General features: G+C 38.5%; 20 protein-coding genes. 1 reads left to right on the top strand and 19 read right to left on the bottom strand.

Features of this window, described 5'->3' with window-relative positions:
* Positions 1-2 precede the first annotated feature (2 nt).
* The 18 genes from FFM51_RS05905 to trpS all read right to left on the bottom strand — a co-directional run bounded on the left by FFM51_RS05905 (position 3) and on the right by trpS (position 17,777).
* Positions 3-902 carry a metal ABC transporter solute-binding protein, Zn/Mn family gene (locus FFM51_RS05905; protein ID WP_137597717.1) on the bottom strand — a complete coding sequence of 300 codons (900 nt, stop codon included), beginning with the start codon at positions 900-902 and terminating at the stop codon, positions 3-5.
* A 159-nt stretch (positions 903-1,061) separates the two neighbouring features.
* Positions 1,062-1,994 (bottom strand): alpha/beta hydrolase, encoded by a 933-nt coding sequence (locus FFM51_RS05900; RefSeq protein ID WP_137597716.1) that lies wholly within the window; start codon positions 1,992-1,994, stop codon positions 1,062-1,064.
* 52 nt (positions 1,995-2,046) lie between these two features.
* A complete protein-coding gene (gene cysE / locus FFM51_RS05895; RefSeq protein WP_137597715.1) occupies positions 2,047-2,580 on the bottom strand; it encodes a serine O-acetyltransferase in 534 nt (177 codons plus the stop codon).
* Between the two features lie 20 nt (positions 2,581-2,600).
* Entirely contained in the window at positions 2,601-3,740 is a 1,140-nt protein-coding gene (locus FFM51_RS05890; protein ID WP_137597714.1) for a trans-sulfuration enzyme family protein, read from the bottom strand.
* A 16-nt stretch (positions 3,741-3,756) separates the two neighbouring features.
* The gene (locus tag FFM51_RS05885) at positions 3,757-4,668 is read right to left on the bottom strand and encodes a PLP-dependent cysteine synthase family protein (protein ID WP_137597713.1); all 912 of its coding nucleotides are present in this window, start codon (positions 4,666-4,668) and stop codon (positions 3,757-3,759) included.
* Between the two features lie 455 nt (positions 4,669-5,123).
* Positions 5,124-5,975: a 4-(cytidine 5'-diphospho)-2-C-methyl-D-erythritol kinase gene (gene ispE, locus FFM51_RS05880; protein ID WP_137597712.1), complete on the bottom strand. Its 852-nt coding sequence runs from the start codon at positions 5,973-5,975 to the stop codon at positions 5,124-5,126.
* Positions 5,976-6,241: 266 nt separating this feature from the next.
* Complete coding sequence (locus FFM51_RS05875; protein ID WP_137597711.1) at positions 6,242-6,493, bottom strand: Veg family protein; 252 nt, start codon at positions 6,491-6,493, stop codon at positions 6,242-6,244.
* 87 nt (positions 6,494-6,580) lie between these two features.
* Positions 6,581-7,477 (bottom strand): 16S rRNA (adenine(1518)-N(6)/adenine(1519)-N(6))-dimethyltransferase RsmA, encoded by an 897-nt coding sequence (rsmA, locus tag FFM51_RS05870; protein WP_137597710.1) that lies wholly within the window; start codon positions 7,475-7,477, stop codon positions 6,581-6,583.
* Positions 7,470-8,039: a ribonuclease M5 gene (rnmV, locus tag FFM51_RS05865; protein WP_137597709.1), complete on the bottom strand. Its 570-nt coding sequence runs from the start codon at positions 8,037-8,039 to the stop codon at positions 7,470-7,472. Before rnmV ends, rsmA begins: the two co-directional genes overlap by 8 nt.
* Entirely contained in the window at positions 8,026-8,808 is a 783-nt protein-coding gene (locus FFM51_RS05860) for a TatD family hydrolase (protein WP_137597723.1), read from the bottom strand. The genes rnmV and FFM51_RS05860 overlap by 14 nt, the downstream gene beginning before the upstream one ends.
* A gap of 39 nt (positions 8,809-8,847) precedes the next feature.
* Entirely contained in the window at positions 8,848-10,863 is a 2,016-nt protein-coding gene (gene metG / locus FFM51_RS05855; protein ID WP_137597708.1) for a methionine--tRNA ligase, read from the bottom strand.
* A 451-nt stretch (positions 10,864-11,314) separates the two neighbouring features.
* Positions 11,315-12,175 carry a DUF72 domain-containing protein gene (locus tag FFM51_RS05850; RefSeq protein ID WP_137597707.1) on the bottom strand — a complete coding sequence of 287 codons (861 nt, stop codon included), beginning with the start codon at positions 12,173-12,175 and terminating at the stop codon, positions 11,315-11,317.
* A 15-nt stretch (positions 12,176-12,190) separates the two neighbouring features.
* Complete coding sequence (locus FFM51_RS05845; RefSeq protein WP_137597706.1) at positions 12,191-12,514, bottom strand: hypothetical protein; 324 nt, start codon at positions 12,512-12,514, stop codon at positions 12,191-12,193.
* A gap of 54 nt (positions 12,515-12,568) precedes the next feature.
* The gene (locus FFM51_RS05840) at positions 12,569-13,267 is read right to left on the bottom strand and encodes an NAD-dependent protein deacylase (RefSeq protein ID WP_137597705.1); all 699 of its coding nucleotides are present in this window, start codon (positions 13,265-13,267) and stop codon (positions 12,569-12,571) included.
* Between the two features lie 6 nt (positions 13,268-13,273).
* Positions 13,274-14,227 carry an IpaB/EvcA family protein gene (locus tag FFM51_RS05835; RefSeq protein WP_137597704.1) on the bottom strand — a complete coding sequence of 318 codons (954 nt, stop codon included), beginning with the start codon at positions 14,225-14,227 and terminating at the stop codon, positions 13,274-13,276.
* Complete coding sequence (locus tag FFM51_RS05830) at positions 14,214-15,485, bottom strand: hydroxymethylglutaryl-CoA reductase, degradative (RefSeq protein ID WP_137597703.1); 1,272 nt, start codon at positions 15,483-15,485, stop codon at positions 14,214-14,216. The genes FFM51_RS05835 and FFM51_RS05830 overlap by 14 nt, the downstream gene beginning before the upstream one ends.
* A gap of 14 nt (positions 15,486-15,499) precedes the next feature.
* Positions 15,500-16,426 carry a Ppx/GppA family phosphatase gene (locus tag FFM51_RS05825; RefSeq protein ID WP_137597702.1) on the bottom strand — a complete coding sequence of 309 codons (927 nt, stop codon included), beginning with the start codon at positions 16,424-16,426 and terminating at the stop codon, positions 15,500-15,502.
* 334 nt (positions 16,427-16,760) lie between these two features.
* The gene (gene trpS / locus FFM51_RS05820; protein ID WP_137597701.1) at positions 16,761-17,777 is read right to left on the bottom strand and encodes a tryptophan--tRNA ligase; all 1,017 of its coding nucleotides are present in this window, start codon (positions 17,775-17,777) and stop codon (positions 16,761-16,763) included.
* 159 nt (positions 17,778-17,936) lie between these two features.
* Between trpS and helD the strand changes: the two genes are divergently transcribed.
* A complete protein-coding gene (helD, locus tag FFM51_RS05815; RefSeq protein ID WP_137597700.1) occupies positions 17,937-20,237 on the top strand; it encodes an RNA polymerase recycling motor HelD in 2,301 nt (766 codons plus the stop codon).
* A 215-nt stretch (positions 20,238-20,452) separates the two neighbouring features.
* On the opposite strand, the gene FFM51_RS05810 is transcribed toward helD, so the two are convergent.
* Positions 20,453-21,460, bottom strand: a complete 1,008-nt coding sequence (locus tag FFM51_RS05810; protein ID WP_137597699.1) for a nucleoid-associated protein — start codon at positions 21,458-21,460, stop codon at positions 20,453-20,455.
* Positions 21,461-21,497 lie beyond the last annotated feature (37 nt).

Genomic DNA, 21,497 nt, shown 5'->3' with positions numbered 1-21,497 from the left:
AGTTACATCCCCTGTTGAATTTGTTTTAATTGCTGATACTGTTTTATCATCCACTGTTTGTAATTCAACCCCTTTGGCAATGACTCTGCTACTTTTAAAACTGGCACGTTGTATTTACGGGCAAGCTTAACCATATTCGTAATGACATGATCACTTTCTTGGACATTGACCACTAAAAATGCGATTTTATGCTCTTTGATATCCGCTTGCATTTTGCCAATATCAGCTGGCGATGGATCATTGCCATCTTCAATTGATTTTGCAAAATGCTGGTTGTTAACGTGGTAACCCAAATTAGTAAGTGCGTAATTAAATACCGGTTCACTAACATCAACTAGCTCGTTATTCTTGTCAACATTTTGTTTCAATTCATTGGTCAACTTGTTGATAGGTGCTAAAGATTGGACGTATTTAGTGGCGTTTTTTTGATAGTACTTAGCGTGACTGGGATCAAGCTTACTAAACTGATTTGCTAATTTGCGGGCAAGCTTGGGCATCGTATTAGGTTCATACCACACGTGTTCATTACTGCCATCTTTTTTATTCAACAGATCTTCACTAACTTGAATGTGGGCAATCTTTTGGTCACTTGCATTAACTAATTTGTTCATCCATGTGTCATACCCGGCACCATTTTGGATAACAACGTTAGCATTAGCAACTGATTTAGCATTGCTAGTAGTCGGTTCAAAATCATGGGGATCAACTGACGAGCTATGAATGACAGAACTAACTTGCCCATATTTGCCAGCTACTTGTTGTGCCACTTCACCATAAAAATCGATACTGCTAACTACTCTAATCGGCTTTTGTGTTGTAACAGATCTGTCATTACAGCCAGCCAACCCCACCAAAATTATCGTTAGTAATAACGACCAAATTATCTTTTTTTTACCTACCATAAAGTTTGTCTTCTCCTAAATTGTAACAATTACTATTTAGTAGTTTACTAGAGTATCCCGCAAATAACAACCAAAAAAATGATTATCCATAACTAAAAAAATCTATAACAGAAGTTCTGCTATAGATTTTATCTACTACGAGTTTAATTTCTAGACCTGTTACACCTGTGCCAAGAAATCAGTCAAAACACGTTGATACTTTTGTGGGTTAACATAAATTGTTTCAATATGACCAGCATCTGGTTCTATATACAATTTCTTAGGTTGGTTGGCTTTATGATAAAGTTGAAATGCATTTTTTACCGGTACAGTTTGATCGCGAGCACCATGGATCATTAAAATTGGTAAATGATTTTGCTGAATCTGGCGTAAAATATCGCCATCTTCAAATGCATATCCATCACGAATCTTTGAAATTCGACTAGCAATTGCCACCATCGGAACTGTTGGGAAATGGTATTTATGACCTAGTCGGTACTTGCCTTCATCGAAAACATTGCTGTAACCACTGTCTTCAACAATCGCAACCACGTTTTTAGGCAACTTTTCACCACTTACCGCCATCACTGTGGTAGCTCCCATGCTGATTCCAAACAAAACAATTTTAGCATTCGCATCTTGTTTTACTAGCACTTCTTCAATCCACTGCTGATAATCTTGTCGATCTAACCATCCTAATCCAATCACATTACCTTCACTTTTACCATGAGCCCGAGCATCAGGCATCAACAGGCTATAGCCCAGTTGGTAAAACAAACGTGCATATGGTCGAACTTGTTCACGAGAATGATGTAATCCGTGCGCCAAAATAACAACTTTTCCGGTTGCTGCTGGATTTTGTACAAAGCTACCAAACAGCTTAAGTCCATCCGTAGTCGTTATTTGCCATTCTTCCTTGGATAACCGTTCATACCACTCGTTATCAGTTGGATGATTTTGTTCAATCGCTTCTTTTTGGCCATTTAATTTTTGTTTTTCACTAAAACCAGTAGCCATTTTATAGACTAAAGCTGAACTAGCAATAACACCTAGTCCTACAGCTTCACTAGCCCGTCGAATTACCTTTAAATGTTTTTTTGTTGTTTGCTTCATTCTGTCCACCTCTTAATTGATTCAATGGCTATTATACATTTTAAAAAGACTTTTAACCATGATTACTGTGAACAGTTAACTTAACTTGCTGATTGATAATCCGACCAGGATTACCAACTACAGTTGCATATGGTGGCACATCATGCAAAACCACACTTCCTGCACCAACCTTTGCATTGGCACCAATATTAACATGCCCCAATAACATTGCATTAGCACCAATAAAAGCATGATTACCAACCTGGGGGTGCCGCGGCCCTTCACTAATATGTCGAGAACCTAACGTAACTCCATGCAAAATGGTAACAAAATCACCCACAATTGCGGTTTCTCCAATAACAACACCAGTTCCATGATCAATAAACACATATTTTCCAATGGTTGCTCCTGGATGGATTTCAACATGCGTAACTTGTTTACCCAAGTGTGCAACTAGTGCAGCCAAAAAATAATGCTTTTTTTGATACAAGTGATGACTTAATCTATAAAATGCCAGTGCATGAAACCCGGAGTAAGTGAAAATAACTTCCCACATACTTTTGGCAGCTGGATCACTTTGTTGAATGTATTTGGCTGCAGAAAACATTATTAGGCTCCTTTTTTTGATTATAGTTTTGCTAAACTTTGCTGGATGTCTTCTACTAAGTCCTCTTGATCTTCAATTCCAACTGATAAACGGATTAGTTCATCTTTAATACCACTTGCCAACCGAATATCACGGGGAATTGCACCATGTGTCATGACTGCAGGAATTTCAATCAAGCTTTCAATGCCGCCTAAACTTTCAGCCAAGTCAATAATCTGTAATTGTTCTACAAATTGCTTTGGATCCAATCCTGACTGTAACTCAAATGAAATCATTGCCCCAAAATGATTCATTTGTTTCTTGGCTACTTCATAACCTGCAAAATCGGGGTCACCAGGATAATAAACTTTAGCAACATGGGCATCATTTTTTAATACGTCAACAATTGCAGCGGCATTCTCATGATGCACCCGCATCCGTGCACCTAAGGTTTTAATTCCTCGTTGCAACAGCCAACTATCATCTGGCCCTAAGACGCTACCGATTGAATTTTGCAAAAAGCCAATTTGTTCCGCTAATTTTTCATCATTCGTCACTGCCAATCCGGCGACTAAATCACTGTGGCCGCCCAAATACTTGGTTGCTGAGTGAACAACAATATCAGCTCCAAGTACTAATGGATTTTGGTTATACGGTGTCGCAAAGGTATTATCCACAATTGTTTTTAATCCATGTTGTTTAGCTAAGGAGGCCACCGCATTAATGTCAGCAATTTTAAGTAACGGATTAGTGGGTGTTTCAAAATATACAGCAACTGTATTGTCTTTAATTGCTGCTTCTACTTGCGACAAATCCTGCATATCAACAGTCGTAAATGTAAGGCCAAAACGTTTTAAAACTTGATTAATTAACCTAAAAGTACCACCGTAGACGTCGTTACCAACGATAACGTGGTCCCCAGCAGAAAATAGTGAGAAAACAGTATGAATTGCTGCTGAACCAGATGCAAATGCAAATCCAGCGACACCTTGTTCCAAATCAGCAATTAATTTTTCAACTGCAGCTCGAGTAGGATTACCACTGCGGGAATACTCCCAGTCTGGATTACCACCAACCTTTTTTTGATGATACGTTGATGCACGATAAATTGGCATCGAAACTGCCCCAGTTGATTGATCTTCGCTAATTCCTGCATGGATTAATTTAGTATTGAATTTCATTATTAATTCCTCCTGTTTAGTTGTAAATTCCTTCACTTAAATATCGTTCACTTGAATCTGGAAAAATAGTGACAATTGTTGATTTTTGTGGTAATTGTTCGGCCATCTGTAAACTGGCTGCCAATGCTGCTCCACTTGAACTACCAACAAACAAGCCTTCATTTTGCGTTAACCACTTAACATAGTAAAATGCATCCTCATCACTAATCGTTTTGGTTTCTGTTATCTTTAAATTATCAAAGAATGGTGGAATAAATTCAACTCCAATACCCTCTGTCTTGTGGGAATGTGGCGCTCCACCATTTAAAATCGATCCGTCTGGTTCGACCACAATGTTTTGAATATCAGGATAGGCTGCTTGCAGTGCTTTAGCAGTTCCTGCAAATGTACCACCGCTACCAGCTCCAGCAACAAATGCATCAATTGACTGATTATGTAAGTCAGCTAAGATTTCAGGACCCAGTGTACGTTGGTAAACAGCTGGATTAGCAGGATTCTCGAATTGCAGTGGGACGTATGAATTTTCAATTCCTTCAGCCAATTCTTTTGCTTTTTGAATTGCTCCCTTGATGCCTTGTGCAGAAGGTGTATTAATAATTTCAGCCCCCAAAGCTCTCATCAAGGTCTGTTTTTCAAAACTAAACTTTTCAGGAACTACTAATTTAACTGGCAAATGATACTTTTGTGCAGCTAAGGCAACCCCAATCCCAGTATTACCAGCGGTAGGTTCAATAACTGTGGTATTTTTTTTAATGGCTCCAATTTCAATACCATACTCAATTAGTGCCATGCCTAAACGGTCTTTAACACTGCCGCCCGGATTTTGCATTTCTAATTTGGCATAAATATGACTACCGTTAGGGACATCAATGTTTAATTGCAACAATGGCGTATGCCCGATTAATTCATAAACGCTGTTTACTAACATCCTGCTCTTCCTTCCTGTGGGACTGTAGTTATCAAGATACTCTAATCTGATAAACACATTTGAATAGAAAAAGGCACTGATTCTATCATTAGAATCAGCGCCTCATACGATTATATCCCGATTTAATTGTGGCCTATTAATGTTTAAATTTAGGCACGCCAACTAGTGGGTCGCATAAGGCGCGATCCACAGCAACATACATTAGCATATGTGCGTGCAAAATTCATATTAACAAACCTCCAATTTGATTGGTTTAAGAATACCTAAATTGGCAAGCGTTGTCAACACAAAATCGTGCAAATAGCTGCGTCTAAAAATTTCCGTGTAACAATAAAATCTGTAGGAACCTCGTTCAAAGAGTAAGCGAGGTTCCTACAGATTTTATTGTTACACAGAAATTTCTGCGACTGCGAGCATGTTTAGACTACAAAAAAACGTTTCACCATTACTTTTTTCTACAAAGCCCGAACCAAATAAACCTCATTACAAAAGCCACGTAAACTGTTCTGCAACCGCTTAGCACGTGAAAGCTTCCGGCAAATTGCAAATACTGATGGCCCCGTACCACTCATTTGAGCAACATCTGCCCCCAAAGACAGCATCTTCGTTTTTAATTCGTTAATTTCAGGATAAGCTTTGGCAGTAATTGGCTCCAACACATTACCCATTGCGGCAAACATTTTAGGATCATCACGTTGTGATAGGCCTTCAATTAACTGATCAATTTTGAGGTGATTTAACTTATCATAATCAATTTGCCGTAAGATAACAGGTGTTGAGACACTTATTTTAGGTTTAGCAATTACGATTGAATAGTGTGGAAACGGATCAATCAAGTCAATTTGTTCACCATGGCCAGTAACATGCGCTGTTTGATTATAAATACAATATGGTACATCCGAGTCAATTGTCAGCGATATTTTAGCCAATTCATCCAGCGAGAGCCCCAGCGACCATATTTGATTTAATGCACGCAAAACAGCTGCCGCATCAGCTGATCCACCACCCAATCCAGCAGCAACTGGAATTTGTTTTTTTATTTTTACTCGGACACCATCGGTTTGATGAAAACGACTCTTTAAAATATGTACAGCTTGATAGGCCAAATTTCGTTGATCATTAGGTAAAAAGCCACTATCAGTGGCCACCGAAACATGCGTAGAATTAGGATAAGTCTGAACGCTGACATAATCCGCTAAGTCAACCGAAGTCATTACCATGTTCCACTGCGGAGACCCGTCAGCATAGCGAAAGGACGTATCTAGCCCCAAATTTATTTTAGCCGGTGCCTTTTCTAACATTATCAACTAGTCACGCCCCCCTTCCAGATCATAGTAATAGAATACTGTAATTATACTAATTTAACGTCGATACAGCAATGCATTTTGTCATGCTTACAAACAGTTACGCTAAAGAACTGAAAAAATAGGCCAGACGCAATCCAAATTTTGAATTGTATCTTGCCTATTTTATGCCGTACGGAAACTCCTGTTGTTAAATAGAACCAATTGCAGCCAAGCAATATCAATTGCTAACAAAAAAGCACCAATGACGCCCCCGCCATCAGTGTTTTTTATTCAACTGCTTGTTCATCTTCAAAATCAATTTCGATATTTTTTGTTAGAACGTCGGTGTAACTGTACGAAACACGTTCAAACGAATTTTCGTCTTGATTTAATTCAACCACAAAGACTGCTGGGTAAGTCTCACTCAAAATGCCGTGACGCTTCGTGATCTTTTTTCGTCCTGCTTGTGCAATTACCAACAGGTTTTCACCAATTCTCTGATCAAGTCTCGCCTTGATGCTAGCTAATGTTACTGGCATCCAATTCACCTCACTATGAATGATAGTATACGCCCATTTCACAAAAATTTCAAATTTTACCACACTTACTGTGAAATCGCAAGCAAATCAGGATAATAATCCGGCGGTATGGCAAGAATTAGTCAATAGAATAAATTGATCTAGTGATAATCGTTCGGGCCTAATTTGTGGCGACAAATCATTTTGTTCCAGAACAGCATTAATTTGTGTTCTAATTTCGGGCGTTTTACCAAAAACAGACTGCAAATTATTGTATAAACTTTTCCTCCGATGGGCAAAACAGCCCTTAATCAATCTAAACATACTACGTTCGTCAAATGGTAATACAGCCGGGGCTTGGCTTCGGGGTTCCAATACCACAATTGCAGAATCTACGTTAGGGGCAGGAATAAACACCCGACGTGATACATCAAAGGCAATGTGTGTGTCCATCTGATATTGCACTGCAAGGGTTAATGAACCGTAAGATTTATTTCCAGGTGTTGCAGCTAAACGTTGTGCAACTTCTTTTTGCATCATTACTACAATTGAATCCCACTTCACCGGTGAAGTTAACAACTGCATTAAAATAGGTGTGGTGATGTAGTATGGTAAGTTTGCCACTACCTTGATCGGCCTTGAAGGATCATCAAACTGCGTCTCGATAATTTCAGGTAGGTTAGCCTGCAACACATCTTGATTAATAATTTTAACATTATGATAATCTACCAATACTTCATGAAGAACTTGAATTAGTTGGTCATCAATTTCAAGTGCCACAACTTGCTTAGCGTTCAACGCTAATTGCTCTGTCAGCGCACCAATTCCAGGGCCAATTTCAATCACATTATCTTGCTCTGTAATTTTTGCAGCACTAACAATATTTTTTAACACATTCAAATCGGTCAGAAAGTTTTGTCCTAAACTCTTTTTGGTATGTAATCCATATCGTTCCATAATTGCTTTTGTCCGAACCGGATTAGCAACTTCTAAATGTTCATTCATTCTGATCCTCCCGATTTAGTAAAGTAATCGCATCGTTAAATTGTTGTGGTGTGATTTGAAATAGATTTAGCCGTTTGAGTAACTGCTTTCCGTTACCGTAACCAATTCCTAAAACTTCACCCAATCTTTCACGCCTACTACGTGCCTTAGTCCCATTGATAAGCTGAGCTTGCCTCAAATCATTAGCAGTAAAAGTGTTTGCATTTATACTGGTATCCTGCGTATATAAATGTTCAAGTGAAGCTAAGATTGTGGCAACGCTCGCATGCTCCACACCTAAGCTACCACCCGCCACCGTTGGTACGCCTTCACTGCGTTTAATAAACGCATGCTTGACTCCAGGAATTGCAGCAGCAATCATTTTTCGAATTCGCTCTCCATTAAAGTCAGGATCTGTAAAAACAATCAGTCCCCGCTTTCGTTGAAGTTGCTTCAACCGCTCAATATCTGCAGACGACAAAGCAGACCCGTTAGTTTCAAACGTGTCTGCATTAACTGCTTGTAAAATTCTTTTAGTGTCATCTTTGCCTTCGACAACGATGATTTCTTTAATTTTCTGCATTATTGATTCCAAATAGGTCCACTGCGTTTTGATAAGTTGTATCAGCAATTTCTTCAGCACTAAGTTCCCGTAAGTCAGCAATAGCTTCCACCACAAACTTGGTAAATCCAGGCTCATTTTGCTTGCCGCGATACGGAGTTGGTGTTAGATATGGAGCGTCGGTTTCTACCAACATTTTATCCAGTGGCGTTTGTAAGACCGACTCGTGCACTTCTGTCGCATTTTTAAAACTAGCGACACCGCTATAAGAAATATGCATCCCTAAATCTAAAAACTTTTTTAGCCATTCAGTATTACCATTAAAGCTGTGCATCACACCACCAATTTCACGAACATCCGCTTGCTTTAAAATCTGATACGTATCTTCAAAAGCATCCCGGTCGTGGACCGAAATCGGCAAATGTAAATCTTTGGCAATGGCTACTTGACGGGCAAACACTTTTTTTTGCACATCTTGCGGCGAACTATCCCAGTGATAGTCAAGGCCCATTTCACCCATAGCTACCACCTGTGGGTCTGCCAACTGTTCAATCAGATTTTTCTCAACAACATCATCATAATCTTTGGCGTCTTCAGGATGCCAACCAACAATTGCATGCAAATTATCATATTGGTGTGCTAACTGTAATGCACGTTGATTCAGTTGTGCATTTGAACCAACAATATTCATTTGAGTAACCCCGAAGTGTTTAGCACGAGCCATATAGGCTGGTACTTCATCAAAAAAGGCATCATCATTCAAATGAGTATGTGAATCATAAATATTCAATGCTTTTTCGTGTGTATAAATTGCCACAACTTGTTCTCCTTATTCGACACCTGAACCATTAACTAAATCATCAGGTACAATTACCAGTTGAACCTTACCTTCGTGTTCAGCTGACAATAACATTCCTTGGCTAAGCTCCCCACGCATCTTACGTGGTTTTAGATTAGCAATAATTAATACTTTTTTGCCTACTAGCTCTTCTGGATTTGGGTACCACTGCGCAATTCCTGATAGAATTTGACGACCCTCGTCAGAGCCATCATCCAACTGAAACTTGAGCAGTTTATCCGCACCTTCAACATGATTAGCAGTTTTAATTTGGGCAACTTTAATCTCTACTTTATCAAAAGCTTCGATTCGGATAGGCTTTTTGCCTTCACTCTCCACTACCTCTGCTTCTTTCTTAGCAGCTTCCATTGCGGCACGCCCCTTTTTCTTTTCATCTTTAGTCATTTTATTTTGAATAAATTGAACTTCCTGCTCTACATCAAGGCGTGGGAAGATTGGTGTTCCCTTAGCAACTACTTGTGATCCAGCAGGAAATTGATCAAATTGTAAATCACTAATTGCTGGCTGATTATCAGAAACACCTAACTGTCGTAAAATTTCTTTAGGTGCTTTAGTCATAATGGGTTGCAAAAGTACAGCAATTACCCGCAAACTTTTGGCCAAATTGCTCATAACTGCAGCTAATTGTTCTTTCTTTGCTTCATCTTTGGCAAGCACCCATGGTTGCGTTTCATCAATATACTTATTAGCTCGTGAAACCAATTTCCAAATTGCTTTTAAACTGTCGCTAAAGTGCATTTGATTCATTAAATCTTTAAATTCTGCGATTGAATCACTGGCAACCTGCTTCAAGTCTGAATCAAATTCGGTTTCAGTGCTAACGTTCACCGGTACCTGTCCGTCTTCATATTTATTAATCATTGCTACTGTACGATTTAACAAATTACCTAAATCGTTAGCTAGATCATAGTTTACCTTATCAACAAAATCTTCCGGCGTAAAAATACCGTCATTGCCATAAGGCATTGCCCGGAGCAAATAATAACGAAGTGCGTCTAAGCCATAACGTTCCACCAAAGTTTCCGGATAGATCACGTTTCCTTTTGACTTCGACATTTTACCGTCTTTCATCAATAACCAACCATGACCGAAGACCTGTTTTGGCAATTCCAATCCAAGTGCATGCAAAATAATTGGCCAGTAAATTGTATGAAAACGAACAATTTCCTTTCCAACCATGTGAACATCGGCAGGCCAGTACTTCTTAAAGTTAGCATCATTATCACTACCATAACCTAAAGCAGTAATATAGTTACTTAAAGCATCAATCCACACGTACACCACATGCTTAGGGTCACTTTTAACCTTGACGCCCCAATTAAAAGTAGTTCGTGAAACGGCTAAATCCTCTAGCCCTGGCTTGATAAAATTATTGATCATTTCGTTCATCCGTGCGGCTGGTTGGATAAACTCAGGGTGCGCGTGATAATAATCTAATAACCAGTCCGCATACTTGCTCATTTTAAAGAAATACGATTGTTCCTTAACTAACTCAACTTCGTGACCAGAAGGAGCTTTTCCTCCTGTCACTTTACCATTTTCATCACGATAGACTTCTGCTAATTGAGTTTCTGTAAAGTATTCTTCATCTGAGACTGAATACCAGCCTTCATATTCGCCTAAGTAGATATCACCTTGATCTAATAACTGCTGAAATATTTTTTGCACAGCAGCTTCATGATAATCATCGGTTGTCCGAATAAATTTTGTATTGGAAATATCGAGCAATTGCCATAATTTTTTAATTCCATCAGCCATTTGGTCAACATATTCTTTGGGCTGCATGCCAAGCTTTTCAGCTTTTTCTTCAATTTTAAGTCCGTGTTCATCGGTTCCAGTTAAATAAAACACATCATAACCCATGAGCCGTTTGAAACGTGCTTCTGCATCACAAGCAATGGTAGTGTATGAATTACCAATATGTAATTTACCAGATGGGTAATAAATTGGTGAAGTAATATAAAATGTTGGTTTTTGATCAGCCATATGAGGCCTTCCCTTCTTACATAAAAATTTCGATTTAATTTAGCTACATTAACAGATAGTATATCACAGCACAGTAAGAACGACCACGGTTTGAGGGTTAAGACAAAGAGGAAATTTAATTAAACAACTAATTGTAAATTGAATAATGATACATGATTGAATGTAAAAAGCCAGTAACCACAGAAAACAGCTGTAGTTATTGGCTCTTTTCTGGTTCTACGTTTCTAAAACATGCTCGCAAGGCCAGAATCCTAGGGCTAAGAGATAAAACACCATCAATGAATCACAAATCGATTCATCAATGATTACTCTGGTTCTATGTTTCTAAAACGTGCTCGCAAGGCCAGAATCCTAGGGCTAAGAGATAAAACACCATCAATGAATCACAAACCAATTCATCAATGGTGTTTTATCTCTTAGCCTACGAATCCTTAGCGGCCTTGCTCGCACTCTAAAATAAGTCCAATTGTTCCGGTGGTCTTTGGCCCAATCCTTTGAATTGAATTCCTAACAATTGTTGCAATTGGAGTGCATTATCAGCCGCATCGTGGCCGGAATTATTATTAAAAATGACACAAACTTCCTTAGTTTTAGTTGCAACTGCAGTAATTGCTGCACCAAACTGCTGTAACTCCGTTTCATTATACCGGTATAACGTTCTTGTTTTGCGCCATTCTCGGTTTGGATTACTCCAACCCTTAGTATTTCGTCCATGTAACCGAAACATCACTAAATCAGGATCTGTAAAAGTCGGCTTAAACGGTGCCGTATTCGCTCCTTGTTGGGGTTCGTCGACAACTACAAAAGTCATTTTCAATTCCTGCAAAAAATTACGTGTAACTTTAAATATTGCTTCATCAAACCAAGTTTGATTGCGAAATTCTACGGCAATTGGTAAGTCAGGTAATGCCACTCTAATTTGCTGTAAATACTCAATATTTTCAGTAGTCGCATTAAAAAATGGTGGAAACTGAAATAAAATCGTTTTTAATTGGTGCGCTGCAATTAGTGGTGCTACCATCTGCCGATATTGACGAAACAGTTGCCATCTTTGCTGGTCAGTAATTGGTGCTGCTAGCTTATTTTCAGCCGGATGCTTAGTCATTTCTCGATTTGCCTTTAAAATAAATTGAAATCCAGCTGGTACTTTTTGCTGCCATGCATTAACAGACTTTACTGTTGGAATACCATAAAATGGATTATCAATTTCTACAACCGGAAAAAAAGCGGCGTATTCAGATAACTGAACTGGCCGCTGCTCATTAATTAAACTTGGATGATCACTCCATGTTGTTAACCCAATTGTAATCATCAACTTCACTCCAATTTAATAACGATGTAATAATTGTACTAGTTGTGCTTCCTGATCATTAAGTTGACCAGTCAGTCCCGTAATAAGATTCATGCCATCACGACGATGGTTGCGGCGAATAAATGCAAAACATAGATCCACCAATGAAATCAAAAATACCACCGTCATGGCATTATTTTGTGTAAAAGTCATACTAAACATTGTTACCATGGCTCCACCCATTAAGATTTGAATGACACCATAAATCATCGCAAAGTCAAAAAACACCTGAATAATGCGTAATCGGCGCATGATCTTAACAGTTTGTGTTAATTGTTGAATAATTTCTTCGCGTGTCATAACTCTCACCTCGTACCCTAATTGTAGCCGATTTGAGATTTAATTAACACTAATTTACACAGTTAATTCTGCAAAAAATTGGGTTGCATCTTGCTGAACCATTTCAAAACGAACTGGCAGCTGCAATTTTTCTTGATTAATTGCAATCACCTTTGCTTGGGGATTACGATAATCCAGCAAACCAGCAAACGGGTAAACGCGCATTGAGGTTCCCACAATTACGACCAAATCAGCGTTTGCAAGATAATTAACAGCCCGTGAAATTGACTCAGGCTTAATTCCCTCATCATAAAGTACAACGTCAGGACGAAGTGCCTCGCCACAACCTTGATGAATTCGACTGTTCAGATAATCATGCCAATCAACTTTCTTGCCACATTTAGTGCAGTAAACATCAAATAAATTTCCGTGAAAATCAACTAAATTAGTGGTTCCCGCTACTTCATATAAATTATCAATGTTTTGTGTAATCACTGCTCCACGACCGCTAGTGGTTAATGCCGCTTGTTTTTGATGAATTACATTTGGCTTAGCTTCTGGAAAATATAGATTCTGTTTACAAAAATCATAAAATCCATCCGGATCTGAAGCAAAGTAAGCATGACTTAAGTAGTATTCAGCATTTTTGTTATGAGTATACAATCCATTTGCAGACCGAAAGTCAGGAATTCCGGATGCTGTCGAAACACCAGCACCAGTCAAAAAGACGATGTGATTTGCCTGATCAAAGTCAGTTTGAATTTCTTGTTTCATTTAAAATTACTTCCTAACAATATATGGCATCTTCAACGTTTCAAATAAGTCTTTAACGCTTTGGCTATAGATATCCTTGAAAAAATCAACCGAATTATCTTTAGGCGGTGTCAGCACAAACGAATTTTGTCGATCATTTCGATTAAGACCAATATATGCTTTTTCACCACTTTGTCGATCAATCATTTCAGAATGAAAAATTTCAAACATCTGGCGAACTTCAAGCCGAAGTTGACGCTCGCTTAAAACACTAGATAAGGTTGTAAATTCATTATTGTGTAACGCTGGCAAATGCCACCGTGTTAGTTGATCATCAAATTGCTTAAATAATTTAACAATTGTACGACGCATTGAAAATGGTGAATCAATTGGCTTATCCGTTAAATCATGATAGAGTTTTTGGGCTGCTTGCAATGCTTGCGGATACCGTTCCTGTATATGAGACTTCACTTGATCAAAATGATCACCGTAAAATACCATTGCATCCAAAAGTGTTAAAAGTCGCAGTGTCCGCTCATCATCGTCTCCATCTTTTTCAACTGTGATCGTGTTGTCAATTCCTTTAAGATAGAGCGTTTCAATTTCTTGATCTATCAATTGATGCTTTCGCTGTTCTGCCACCACGACCAAATGCATCGCGATATCATACAGATCAGTTGCCATAATCATTAACTGTTCGTCTAATTTGTCATCCCCAAATGTTACATTGAAAAAGATTTGTGGAAAACCACTCAGGAGCATCAATAAATGTAGCAATTCATGTGATGCAGTGTAATTAGGTGCCGTTACATCAGTGACTGTAATCACTAAGCCACCAGTTAGGGCTTCTTGTTTCGCTTGATCATGTCGCAAATAGCCAGTCTTCGTGTCACCAAAGTGCACCAAGACGGTTCCAGGATACACCTTGTTAACTTGGTCTAATAAACTTTGCGTTGTTTTATTTAGTTTAATTTCTGCCATTATTTTTGTCCTTCCGAAGTTGATTTAAAACTGCTGTTGCAGTATTTCGGTCAACATGTTTGATCCCTTTTAATTGCTTAACAACCTGCTCAACTTCTGATTCACTAGCACCAATTGCAACTGCTAACGATCGATATTGCAATTCCATGTGTCCTGCCTGAATTCCATTAGTTGCAAGTGCCTTCAACGCTGCTAAATTTTGTGCTAAACCCACACTAATAATAACCTGAGCCAACTGCACTGCAGACTCAATCGCCATCATTCTTTGATTAACCTCAACCAGTGGCACAATATCAATCGATCCGCCAACAATTCCAAGTGATAACGGCAACGTCATTGTTCCATTCAGATAACCATTTTCTACCTGCCAAGTACTCAATCCTTTGTATGCACCATCAATCGCAGCATAGGCATGGGCGCCACTCTCAATTGCGCGCCAGTCATTGCCACTAGCGATTACGGCAGCATCAATGCCATTCATAATCCCTTTATTATGGGTCGTTGCCCGATAAGGATCAACCTGTGCCAGTTCACTCAACTGTGTAATCTTTTTAGCCACTTGTTCGCCAGTCATCATGTCCGTTGCTAAGTCTATTACCTTAATTGCACATGTCACTGTCTGTAAACTTTGAGTTGCAAAATTACTTAGAATTGCTGTCAATACATTGAACCCGTGATCGGTGAGCCAATGACCAACCGCCTCACACATTGTATTAACACCATTTGCGCCCATTGCCTCACCAGTATCAACTGATATTTCAATTGCTAGCCAATCTTTCTTTAATGTTCTAATTTTTAATTTTGTTGCTCCGCCACCACGCTGCTGCATTGATGGTTTGGCCTGATTGGCAACTTGTAAGATTTTTATTGTTTCCTGCTGTAACCAATGCACAGTCTCATCAACATCTTTGAGATCAGTTATCACAACTTGTCCGATCATCATTGATTTATTAGAGGTAACTTTAAAGCCACCATTTTTAGCAACAAGTTTGGCGCCATTACTAGCTGCTGCAACTACTGATGGTTCTTCAACCACCATTGGTACAACATATTTTTGTTGATTAACCAGTAAATTAACCGCAATTCCTTCTGGTAAATGAAAGCTAGTCAAATAGTTCTCGACCATCTGTTCATTAACTCCATCAACCTGTCGTTGCAGTAGCTCTTGTTGATTACCAGTCAACTCAAATTGATGAGCAACTATTTGTTGTCGTTTTGCCAAACTTAGTTTATAAAATCCATGTTGCCAATCTGTCATGTTTCACTCCAAAATTAATCCGCATTTCTTTTTTGAACGTATTCAGCAATAATCCCCTCGCGCACACCACTTTCCGAAAAGATAACACGTCCATCATCCGTCTTTTGTAGCAATGCTACTAGTGGTAACATCCCACCAATAATTATATCTGCCCGTTCTGGTTCCAATCCAGATATTTTCTTACGTTGAATCAAATTACGGCTTAATAACTCACGAAAAGTCGCATAAACCGCTCTAGCTGACAGATGGTAGCCATGAATACTACCCCGATCCTTGTGGCGATAATTACGACTCATCCGTGCTAACGTTCTGTTGGCACCACCTAGCAAAACAATGGGAACATGTTCGGCATAGCGCAACCACGGTATTTTAGCTAATCGTTCATTGACTGATATCTGGGCTTTGAACAAATCCACTGCTTTAACATATCCGCCTAAATGAAATTGCTCCGACAAATTGACTGCTCCAATTGGAATTGAAATTAGATTACGCGCTTTTTTATGCTGGACTAAGATAATCTCGCAACTTGCCCCACCAGTGTCCAAAATTAAACAGTGATCCAAATTCAAAGATCGCACCACGCCGAGATAATCATAATAAGCCTCTTTGGAACCTGTCAAAACCTGTAATTCAAGTCCCAACTCTCGCTTAACTCGTTGCAAAAATTCAGTTTGATTTTTAGCTTGACGCACGGCTGCCGTCGTGATTGCTTGTACCCTTAAATTTGGCAATCCCATATACAACTTTTTAAACCGTTTTAATGCTGCAATTGTTCTATCCATTGCCTGTGGCTGGAGTATTTTTTCACGGCCCATTCCTTCTGAAATCCGTGAGTCTTCCTTAACCCGCTTAACTTCACGAAAGCTGCCATCCTCTTTAATTTCTGTAATTGCCATTCGGACTGAGTTGGAACCTAAGTCGACAATTGCCAAATTTTCCATTATTTCACCTCCAATCCTTTTATTTTTATTTATCATCCGTAAAAATTAGGCTATAATACCTTAAATTTTATTCCTTATTATCATACCATTTCCAAGTACGGCTATCACTTAAAATTTAGTGGTTATAGCCAGTTTTATCGTATGGAATCCTGTTTTCTAGTTTTGAAGGTGAATGGATTATTTCGACTATTAATACTATTTAGTAAACGTGCTTTGTAACCACGACAATCTTCATGTAAGAAAAAAACCAGTAATCAATAAATTTGAAGGACAAATTTATTGATTACTGGTTTTTTTCTTACGCCATGCTTATTTACCCAGGTTTTTTCACACTCTAACTAAAATAATTAATTCCAATCGCATCCCTAACCTCATCCAATGTTTGATTAGCAATTTGATTTGCTTTTTGTGATCCTTCTTCTAATACCTGATAAACATAATCTAGATTCTGTTCATAACGTGCACGGCGAGTCCTAATTGGTTCTAGAACCGTTTCTAGTACTTCATTTAGATAACGTTTAATCTTCACGTCACCTAATCCACCGGCTTGATACTGTTCCTTTAACTCAGTAACATGCTGCTTGTCTGGATCAAAAATATCTAAGTAAGTGAACACTGTATTTCCTTCAACGTGGCCAGGATCACTAACTTGAATATGCTCTGGATCCGTATACATTGACATTACCTTTTTTGTTACCGTATCAGCATCGTCAGCTAAGTAAATTGCATTATTTAATGACTTGCTCATCTTAGCATTCCCATCTAAACCAGGAATACGACCCATTCCTTTGGGCGGAAAGTAACCCTTTGGTTCCACCAAAATATCTTGCTTATAAATGCTGTTAAATGAACGTACAATTTCGCGAGTTTGTTCCAGCATTGGTTCTTGATCGTCTCCAACTGGAACAGTATCGGCTTTAAACGCCGTAATATCTGCCGCTTGACTAACAGGATAAATAAAAAAGCCTGCTGGAACACTTTCACCAAACGCCTTTTGCTTAATTTCAGTCTTAACCGTAGGATTGCGATTTAGTCGGGCTACAGAGACAATGTTTAAATAATGCATTGTAAGTTCATTTAGTGCTGGAATTTGAGATTGCACTAAAATTGTTGATTTAGCCGGATCAATGCCAACTGCTAGATAATCCAATGCAACTTGGAGCAAACTATGTCTTATTTTTTCAGGATCACGAGCATTATCAGTTAGTGCTTGCTGATCGGCAATCATAATAAAAGTGTCATAGTCACCAGAATTTTGCAATTCAACTCGATTTTTTAACGAACCAACATAATGACCGATATGCAGCTTACCAGTCGGTCGATCCCCAGTTAAAATTACTTTTTTTGTCATGTGATTTCCTCCATTAAGATACAATCACTAGTTTAACGAGCAAAATTAGAAAAGTAAATAGATTAATTCACTTTATCAACTTCATTGAAGTTTATTGCTTGTTATTGATCTAATAAGGACTTACAATAGATAGACAAATTTTAAGCAGGAGGATCTCAGTTGACAGAAGAAAACGAACGCCAAACTGAACAACAGCGAGTCGATTATGTCACCAAACAAGTGGCTAATCAGATTGAAACTAGTCAAGCATTATTTGACCAGGCGCATCATGAGACTAGAATGGTTGATCAAAATTATAGCGACAACGCCTCCGTCAATTTATATGAAGTTGACGATGCAATGGAAACTAATGCGATGATTGAACAACAACGTCAATTAGTAGCCCGGTCCTACGAAAGTGAAACAATTTTAAAACACCAATTAGAAACACTGTCCAATTTAAAAAAATCACCCTACTTTGGACGAATCGATATCAAAGATCCTGGTGAAGTTACCCCTGAATCTCTTTATATTGGTGTTGCTTCATTAATGAATGCAGATAAAACTGATTTTTTGATTTATGATTGGCGAGCCCCAGTTGCTGGAATCTATTACAATGGTAATCTCGGTGATGTGACCTATCCAACTCCCGCTGGTTCCCAAACAACACAACTCGTAAAAAAACGCCAATTTACTATTAAAGATGGCCGGATTGCTAATATGTTTGACACTAATGAAACGGTTGGCGACGAGATGTTGCAAGCAGCTTTAGGCGAGCAAAACGATCAATATATGCAAAACATCGTTGCAACTATTCAAAAGGAACAAAATGACATTATTCGCGATACAGCTAGTGATTTATTATTAGTTCAAGGGGTGGCTGGCAGTGGTAAGACTTCGGCCATTTTACAACGAATTGCATATCTGCTTTATCATAGTCGCGCCTCTTTGAATGCCGACCAGATCGTCTTGTTTTCACCTAACCGCCTTTTTAGTAACTATATTTCTGAAGTCTTACCTAGTTTGGGCGAACGCAACATGCGCCAAGTTACTTTAGCCGAATTTTTATCACGAAGATTCGAAGGATTAGATGTGCAAACATTATTTGAGCGTTATGAAGATGAACAAACAAACGGCATTAGCAATCAAGTTGCTCAAAACTTCTTGGAAAATGCTGAATGTATGCATGCTGTCGAAAAATACTGTCAGAAACTAACAACCGAACAAGTTAAGTTTTCTAATATCATGTTTGAAGGTCGAATATTTTTTACAGCTGATCATGTTCGTAAAATTTTCGCCAAATTCCCAGAAAACATGGCAATTGCGGACAAAATTTTAGCAACCAAAAATGCCTTAATCAAGGAACTAAAACAGCGAATTAAAATAGAAGCCAAATCAGAGTGGATTTCTGAAGCAGTTAGTCAGTTAAACAGTGAAGACCTCCATAATTTGCTGGGCAATAAAAAAAGTGAAGAGTTCGAGACCGAGGACGAATTATTAGATTATGTGTCAACTCGATTAGCAACCAAACGATTGCGAATTGTTTATGATGCCATTTATAATACCTACTTCTTTGATCCTTACGCTCAATATTCTGAATTTTTAAGTCACCAACAACCAACTGGTGTGACTTCAAACTCATGGAAAGAAATTATTACTAATTTCAAGCAAGAAATTGAATATCACCGAATTTCATTAATGTACTGTCCATCATTATTATTTCTTCGAGATTTAATTACTGGCTCCGGCCAAAACAGACAGTTAGAATATGTTTTTATTGACGAAATGCAAGATTATTCAACTGCCGCACTAATTTATCTCAAACATGTTTTCCCAAAGGCTAAATTCACCATTTTGGGCGACAGTGAACAAGCGCTATTTAAAGAAATTGAGGTTCCACAACAGCTCTTGCATCGACTAAGTACTGCACTGGCTGCTAAGCGGCCGAATTTGATTACTCTCAATCGTAGTTACCGTTCAACCACCGAAATTACCAACTTTGCCAAATCATTATTGCCAGATGGTGATCAAATTATGCCATTTAATCGCCATGGAGACCTACCCCGAATTATTTTGCGTTATTCCAAAGCAGACGCAACCGATGCGCTAATTAATGAGGTTGTCACCCAGTCTAAGAATGCCGAAACAGTTGCTATCTTGACAAAGAATGCTACTCAAGCACATGAAGTCTATCAACAACTCCATCAAATAGATGGTGCTAAACTACTTACGGATACAGACCGAGTGTTACCAACTGGTATTTTGATTATGCCAATTTACCTAGCTAAAGGATTAGAGTTTGATGCCGTAATTGCTTACGACGTTTCTGCAACTAACTATTCTGATCCAAGATCCACGGGTATTTTATACACGATTGCTTCACGAGCAATGCACCAACTGACCCTTTTAAGTATTGGTGCGGCCTGTCCCATCATAACGGACGAACAGGAAAAGTTACTGCAGATTGAACACAGTATATAGAGTGTGAGCAGACACGTATAGAAGTTGGAGCGTAACGATAAAAAGCATAGTAGCCTTCGTTTATTGAAGGATGCTATGATTTTTGTTGTTACACGGAAACTTTTGTGGCTGCGATCATGATTCAAAACAGAGTGTGAGCAGACACGTATTCCGGCTTTTGTGGCTGCAAACACAAGTAAGCCAAAGTAAAATCTAACAACTAAAAGCCATCCAACCTAAAGTCGACTAATCACATCTTCAACATTCTTGATGGTAACCGAAATAGTGCCATCTGGATTATTGATAAATTCAATTAGATTAGGATCTTGATAAACCTCCAACGGCACAATCAATTCAATCCCATTAGACAATTTTAGTTTTTGTTTACCATATTTTTTGGTAGCAATTTGTTTGACTTCGTTTGACATCGGCACTTGATCAACATATCCTTTTTCAACAACTGAATCTTTAAAGTCAGACTGTGCAGAAGGGTTGTCTTTAAAAACCTTTTGTGCAATTTGTTGTGTATCTAAACTGCTATGTTCCTCAATATTTTCTTGAATTGCTTCTTTAACGTTCGCTATAATTTCACGGTCTGGCACATCAAAACTTTTGCCCACTTTTTTGGCCGTTTTAGTCACTAATTTGACGCTTTCCTCCAACGACGGTAGTGGCTCACTTTCTATTACTTTGGTGGACAAATAAAATTCGCGATCACCAGAAAATGTATATCGTTTTTCGTCTAGCTCGTAGCTTAAATCAGCTACATTAACCCTAAAGCCCTCATCTGCCTTTTGCGTCTTCCCAGCCAGTATTGATTTATGAACAATCAATTCGTTGGCTAGTTGCCCTTGATCATTCGTGTTTACCAGATGTGTATATGACTGATGATAATTAAGCTTTAAAAAGGCCACATTTAATTGTTCATCCTGATCAAACAAAGCTATCAATACATCCGCACTTGGGGCATCCTCGCTTGTTTGATAGACCTCGTACCATTTGGCAACCATTTTTTGACTCATCACTGTAAAATCTTCTTCACTAGTTTTAATGATTGTGGCCATTGTTGACGTCGGTACCAGGGTTCCTGTTTTAGCTTTTTCAGAAGCCAATTTTTCAATTTTTTTTGTTAAATATTCACGGACAGAAACACTGGTTAAATCTAACCCAACTTGTGAAATAACTGGATCGCCAAGCTCACGATCCACTACATGTAAAATCGCTTGTTTAAATCGAATATCCATTTTCAAACCTATCCTTTATTCTCTTTGCCGTCGAATA

Origin of the sequence: Paucilactobacillus kaifaensis (genome assembly GCF_005405145.1) — a bacterium.
Lineage (GTDB): Bacteria > Bacillota > Bacilli > Lactobacillales > Lactobacillaceae > Paucilactobacillus > Paucilactobacillus kaifaensis.
The sequence above is the reverse complement of the archived record's forward strand: the minus strand, read 5'-3'. Positions and strand labels throughout refer to the sequence as shown.

Bases quoted from the DNA above. Each gene is read 5' to 3' on its own strand.
- FFM51_RS05905 (WP_137597717.1), bottom strand. From the start codon at position 902: ATGGTAGGTAAAAAAAAGATAATTTGGTCGTTATTACTAACGATAATT.
- FFM51_RS05900 (WP_137597716.1), bottom strand. From the start codon at position 1,994: ATGAAGCAAACAACAAAAAAACATTTAAAGGTAATTCGACGGGCTAGT.
- cysE (WP_137597715.1), bottom strand. From the start codon at position 2,580: ATGTTTTCTGCAGCCAAATACATTCAACAAAGTGATCCAGCTGCCAAA.
- FFM51_RS05890 (WP_137597714.1), bottom strand. From the start codon at position 3,740: ATGAAATTCAATACTAAATTAATCCATGCAGGAATTAGCGAAGATCAA.
- FFM51_RS05885 (WP_137597713.1), bottom strand. From the start codon at position 4,668: ATGTTAGTAAACAGCGTTTATGAATTAATCGGGCATACGCCATTGTTG.
- FFM51_RS05875 (WP_137597711.1), bottom strand. From the start codon at position 6,493: ATGCCAGTAACATTAGCTAGCATCAAGGCGAGACTTGATCAGAGAATT.
- rsmA (WP_137597710.1), bottom strand. From the start codon at position 7,477: ATGAATGAACATTTAGAAGTTGCTAATCCGGTTCGGACAAAAGCAATT.
- rnmV (WP_137597709.1), bottom strand. From the start codon at position 8,039: ATGCAGAAAATTAAAGAAATCATCGTTGTCGAAGGCAAAGATGACACT.
- metG (WP_137597708.1), bottom strand. From the start codon at position 10,863: ATGGCTGATCAAAAACCAACATTTTATATTACTTCACCAATTTATTAC.
- FFM51_RS05850 (WP_137597707.1), bottom strand. From the start codon at position 12,175: ATGATTACAATTGGGTTAACAACATGGAGTGATCATCCAAGTTTAATT.
- FFM51_RS05845 (WP_137597706.1), bottom strand. From the start codon at position 12,514: ATGACACGCGAAGAAATTATTCAACAATTAACACAAACTGTTAAGATC.
- FFM51_RS05840 (WP_137597705.1), bottom strand. From the start codon at position 13,267: ATGAAACAAGAAATTCAAACTGACTTTGATCAGGCAAATCACATCGTC.
- FFM51_RS05835 (WP_137597704.1), bottom strand. From the start codon at position 14,227: ATGGCAGAAATTAAACTAAATAAAACAACGCAAAGTTTATTAGACCAA.
- FFM51_RS05830 (WP_137597703.1), bottom strand. From the start codon at position 15,485: ATGACAGATTGGCAACATGGATTTTATAAACTAAGTTTGGCAAAACGA.
- FFM51_RS05825 (WP_137597702.1), bottom strand. From the start codon at position 16,426: ATGGAAAATTTGGCAATTGTCGACTTAGGTTCCAACTCAGTCCGAATG.
- trpS (WP_137597701.1), bottom strand. From the start codon at position 17,777: ATGACAAAAAAAGTAATTTTAACTGGGGATCGACCGACTGGTAAGCTG.
- FFM51_RS05810 (WP_137597699.1), bottom strand. From the start codon at position 21,460: ATGGATATTCGATTTAAACAAGCGATTTTACATGTAGTGGATCGTGAG.